The following is a 3866-nucleotide window of genomic DNA, read 5'->3' as shown; positions in this document are numbered from 1 at the left end:
GCTCTTCATCATGGTTATACGCAAATGGCGATGCCGCGATATTGATCATCACATCGGGCTGCTGATGGATCAGGCTGTCCATAGGCCTGGTTACGTACAGCGGATTTTCAATGGTATTCCAAAGATCCTCACAAATAGTAAGCGCTATCTTTTTGCCTTTAAAATCAATGCAGTTAAACTCGGTTGATGGTTCAAAATAGCGGTACTCATCAAACACATCATAATTGGGCAGCAGGGCCTTGTTAACCACTGCTTTTACTTTACCGTTTTCAATAAAATAAGCTGAATTGTTCAGATCCTTACCTTCATCCTTATGGTTAAATGTTGGTAAGCCTATAATACAGGCAATATCGTTACACTCGGCAGCTATTGTTTTTGCAGCTTCATCGCAAAGCCCTATAAACTCATCAAATTCCAGAAAATCGCGAGCCGGGTATCCGCAAACGCATAGTTCGGCAAACACGACCAGGTCGGCACCGTTTTGTTTAGCTTTTTGTATGTGATCAATAATTTTGGCAGTGTTCGATTCGAAATTACCTATATGATAGTTGAGCTGGGCTAATGCAATTTTCATCAATTATAATTATTTCTGTAAAGTGATAAAGCTATCCGGAAGTACATTGATGCCACAATGGGGCTTATGAATAGTATTATACTAACGTATTAATGCAAATAAAAATTATTTTTGCTCAAAGGATAACCATGACAGCTACCCGTTTCAGCACAAAGCAAATTTACTTAATTTTTTCCATCGGCCTGATATTGGCGTCATGCGGACGTAACAAAAAAGTTGATTTGAGCAATATTCAGGTTGATGTAAAGATTGAGCGCTTTGACCGCGACTTTGATGCCATGCGTACCAAACCTATGAATACACAGGCCACCTACCTACAACAAAAATACGGTGCGTTTTATGCCGATTTTATAAGCCGCATACTGCAAGCCGGCACCGTAAATGATACCACCTATTTTAAAACCCTGCGCGAAGTTTTTAAAGGTAAAGCCTATACCGATCTGAAACATGATGTGGATGCCACCTACCCCAACATGGATGCGCAAAATGCCAGCCTTACCCAAGCTTTTAAATACATTAAATATTACTATCCGCAAAAACGCTTGCCTAAAGTATACGCGTATTTTTCGGGCTTTCAGGCTCAAACCTCTATTGGTGATGGCTACTTTGGCATCGGGCTCGATCTGTTTTTAGGAGCCAACTCTCGGTTCTATCCTGCCCTGACCGACGCCTTCCCGCATTATTTATCAAGACATTTTACATCAGATAATATTACTCCGCGTGTAGTAGAAGGTATAGCCCGCGAAGATATGTTTCCAGAAGATGATAACGACCGCTCGCTATTGGCCAAAATGGTTTACAACGGCAAGATCATGTACTTTATGGATCGTGTACTGCCCGATGTTGGTGACACCACCAAAATTGGCTACACCACAGAGCAGCTGAAATGGTGTGATGACTTTAAAGGAAAAATATGGGCCTATTTTCTGGAAGAAAGCTTGTTGTATGAAACTGACTACCCTAAAATTCAGAAATACTTGTCGGAAGCGCCCTTTACCCCGGGCTTAGGCGAAAGAAATGAATCGGCACCAAAATTGGCTGTATGGACTGGCTGGCAAATTGTTAGGGAATATATGGACAAACATCCTGAGGTTACCCTACCCCAATTAATGGCTGAAAAGGATGCGCAAAAGATACTCAACGAATCAAAATACCGGCCCAAATAAAAAGTTGGGGCACAAAAAAAGCGTTACGGAAATCGTAACGCTTTTTTTATTAAAATATCTTGATGATTATTCAATGATCTTGAAAACGGTTTTTAAACCTATGGCAACAGCTAAAATCAATAACACGTTAGCTATCCAGGAAAAATAGGTTGAATTTTCATCGCCCAGGAAACGAATAAAAACACCTACTAAGCCTATAGCAATGGCTATAACCAATATTTTATAATGTTGCTCCGAATTAGCGTTTTGTGTTGACTCCATTGTACTATTGTTTAATGTTTGGCAAAAATAGAAATGTTTAGCGAAAATGCCACCATTATTTATGATTTTATATAGCTGAATGATTGATAATTTTTATACTATATTTAAATCCAATGCAACCTATCACTAAAGAAAACTCCAAATATTTCTATAAATCAAAATATTGGTATAAAATAACATGGTTTACTTTCTTATGGATTATTCTGTACACCCAAATTGCAAAAGCGATTAGTATCAACGCGGTCGTAAATGCTATTTTAACACTGTTTCCTTTTTTGGGTATTTTGGCCTTGGTTCCATTAGGCACACTAAACGTATTAAAAAGCTATTTAAAAAAAGAGCCATATAATAAATACCGGACGTTCTATTTACTCGGCTATCTATTTTTCTGGTTTTTACTTCTTGCATTAATAGTTGCAGTTGTAATTGATATTAAAAAATTCAATATATAATAAAAAGCCCGACTACTTCCGTAATCGGGCTTTTCAAATATGATAATATCAGGAATTAAACTCCTAACAATAACCTTGCAGGATCTTCCAGTAATTGTTTTACACGTACCAGGAAGCTTACCGATTCGCGGCCATCAATAATGCGGTGATCATATGATAAGGCCAGGTACATCATCGGGCGAATTACCACTTGACCGTTAACAGCAACCGGGCGCTCAATAATGTTGTGCATACCCAATATAGCCGATTGCGGCGAATTGATGATCGGGGTTGACAGCATCGAACCAAATACACCACCGTTGGTGATGGTGAATGTACCGCCTGTCATTTCGGGAATGGTCAATTTGTTTTCGCGGGCTTTACCTGCTAATACCACAATGGCTTTTTCAATTTCGGCCAGGCTCATGCTATCGGCATTGCGGATAACCGGAACCACCAAACCTTTAGGAGCCGATACGGCGATAGATACATCAGCAAAGTTGCTGTATACAATCTCTTCGCCTTCAATACGGGCACCTACAGCAGGCCAGTCTTTCAAAGCCTCGGTAACAGCTTTAGTGAAGAACGACATGAAGCCTAAGCCAACACCATGTTTTTCCTTGAATTTATCTTTGTATTTACCACGCAGATCCATGATCGGCTGCATATCAACCTCGTTAAAGGTGGTTAACATAGCCGTTTCATTTTTAACAGATACCAAACGCTTGGCAACTGTTTTACGCAGCGAAGTCATTTTTTCGCGTTTTTCGCTTCTCTCGCCGGCAGCAACTGGTGCGGCAGCAGGAGTTGGAGCAGTGGCAGCAGATTGCGCGGCTGCTGGTTGAGCAGCCGGAGCTTGAGCACCAAGAGCATCCCCTTTAGTTATTCGGCCATCAACACCGGTACCATTAACTGATTTTGCATCAACACCTTTTTCTGCCAGTATTTTAGCAGCAGCCGGTGATGGCGTACCCGACGCGTAAGTTACCGCGCCAGATGTAGTAGTTGCGGCACCACCACGTGGCGACTCGTCCGTTGCACTAACAACAGCAGGTGTTACCGGAGCAGCTTGTACAGCAGCGCCAGCACCTTCAATGGTACAAACAACTGTACCAATTGCTAATACATCACCTTCTTTAGCTAAAGTTTTTAATATACCTGCTTTTTCAGCAGTAAGTTCAAAAGTTGCTTTGTCTGATTCCAGTTCGGCCAAAGGCTCATCCATTTCAACGGCATCACCATCTTTTTTGATCCAGCGCGATAAAGTAACTTCTGTTATTGATTCGCCTACCGGCGGAACTTTTATTTCTACCGAACCACCGCCTGTTGCAGGTGCAGCAGCAACCGGTGCCGGAGCAGGTGCATTGGCAACAACTTCGGGCCGTGGCTGAGCCGCAGGGGCATTTTCTTTTGCAGGGGCAGCAGCAGCGGCAC

At 41.8% G+C, this 3866-nt stretch carries 5 protein-coding genes; 2 read left to right on the top strand and 3 right to left on the bottom strand.

The window, feature by feature from the left end:
- On the bottom strand, positions 1–574 hold a 574-nt coding region (locus AAGC65_RS25360), incomplete at its 3' end, for a nitrilase-related carbon-nitrogen hydrolase (protein ID WP_343115251.1).
- Positions 575–666: 92 nt separating this feature from the next.
- Between AAGC65_RS25360 and gldB the strand changes: the two genes are divergently transcribed.
- The gene (gene gldB / locus AAGC65_RS25355) at positions 667–1740 is read left to right on the top strand and encodes a gliding motility lipoprotein GldB (protein ID WP_343115250.1); all 1074 of its coding nucleotides are present in this window, start codon (positions 667–669) and stop codon (positions 1738–1740) included.
- A gap of 66 nt (positions 1741–1806) precedes the next feature.
- On the opposite strand, the gene AAGC65_RS25350 is transcribed toward gldB, so the two are convergent.
- The gene (locus tag AAGC65_RS25350) at positions 1807–2001 is read right to left on the bottom strand and encodes a hypothetical protein (RefSeq protein ID WP_343115249.1); all 195 of its coding nucleotides are present in this window, start codon (positions 1999–2001) and stop codon (positions 1807–1809) included.
- 113 nt (positions 2002–2114) lie between these two features.
- Here AAGC65_RS25350 and AAGC65_RS25345 point away from each other — a divergent pair, with 113 nt between their 5' ends.
- Positions 2115–2453 carry a hypothetical protein gene (locus AAGC65_RS25345; RefSeq protein ID WP_343115248.1) on the top strand — a complete coding sequence of 113 codons (339 nt, stop codon included), beginning with the start codon at positions 2115–2117 and terminating at the stop codon, positions 2451–2453.
- A 55-nt stretch (positions 2454–2508) separates the two neighbouring features.
- On the opposite strand, the gene odhB is transcribed toward AAGC65_RS25345, so the two are convergent.
- Positions 2509–3738, bottom strand: coding sequence for a 2-oxoglutarate dehydrogenase complex dihydrolipoyllysine-residue succinyltransferase (gene odhB, locus AAGC65_RS25340; protein WP_343115252.1), 1230 nt, complete (start codon positions 3736–3738; stop codon positions 2509–2511).
- Between the last annotated feature and the right edge of the window lie 128 nt (positions 3739–3866).

The organism is Mucilaginibacter sp., from assembly GCF_039207105.1.
GTDB lineage: Bacteria > Bacteroidota > Bacteroidia > Sphingobacteriales > Sphingobacteriaceae > Mucilaginibacter.
Note: the sequence above shows the minus strand (reverse complement) of the source record. Positions and strands in the feature narration are given on the sequence as shown.

Excerpts from the sequence above, each read along its gene's own strand:
- gldB (WP_343115250.1), top strand. The coding sequence starts at position 667 with ATGCAAATAAAAATTATTTTTGCTCAAAGGATAACCATGACAGCTACC.
- AAGC65_RS25350 (WP_343115249.1), bottom strand. The coding sequence starts at position 2,001 with ATGGAGTCAACACAAAACGCTAATTCGGAGCAACATTATAAAATATTG.
- AAGC65_RS25345 (WP_343115248.1), top strand. The coding sequence starts at position 2,115 with ATGCAACCTATCACTAAAGAAAACTCCAAATATTTCTATAAATCAAAA.